The organism is Vibrio sp. 1288 (assembly GCF_033344475.1).
The window spans coordinates 1-657 of sequence record NZ_JAWPOX010000622.1 but is presented as its reverse complement, the minus strand read 5'-3'; the positions used below and the strand labels follow the sequence as shown (position 1 = coordinate 657).

General features: G+C 43.2%; 1 protein-coding gene and 1 pseudogene. Both read left to right on the top strand.

Going from position 1 to position 657, the window contains the following annotated elements; genetic code table 11:
- Window positions 1-242 (top strand): annotated as a pseudogene (locus tag R8O11_RS28410) (3-dehydroquinate synthase); the annotation flags it as partial.
- A 52-nt stretch (window positions 243-294) separates the two neighbouring features.
- A partial coding sequence (locus R8O11_RS28405) for an ATP-binding protein (RefSeq protein ID WP_318195015.1) occupies window positions 295-657 on the top strand: 363 nt, incomplete at its 3' end.

The following is a 657-nucleotide window of genomic DNA, read 5'->3' as shown; positions in this document are numbered from 1 at the left end:
AACTGATTTCTGAAGAGCAGTTTGAGCGTGTTGTGGTATTGTTGCGCAGAGCGAAAATGCAGGTCCATACACTCGACAGCATGAGTTTTGATGACTTTATCAAGCATATGATGCGTGATAAAAAAGTGCTGTCAGGTCAATTGCGCTTAGTTCTACCAACCGGAATTGGCAGTGCGGAAGTGATAGCCGATACTTCACAAGAAGTGATTCAGCAGGCTATTGATTTCGGTCGCAATATTTAACCTTGTAATGACGCCATCTGGCGTCATTCTTGTTGTTTAAGAAGGTTATTAGATGAGTTTTGCTCACGTTCTGGAATTAGATTCTCAAACCGAGTTATTGGATAGATTGGAGTTGTTGACCAACTTTGGATCCAACCTTATTGCGATCAATGGCCCTGATGGGTATGGAAAATCTTGGCTGGCGCAACGATACCTTGAACTGGGTGCAAGTAACAAAAATCAATGTTTGTTACTTTGCCATGCGACCCAAGATGACGTGCAGCGTCGCGTCCTCATCTTGAGTCAGCTGGTTTCCGATGCATTGTTTAATCAACAAGAGCCTTTACTCGACAGTCTAGAGCGTATTCTCGAAGGTGAGCCTTGCGATATTGCGATTGTTATTGATGATGCTCATTTACTTAGTGAAACGCTCGTT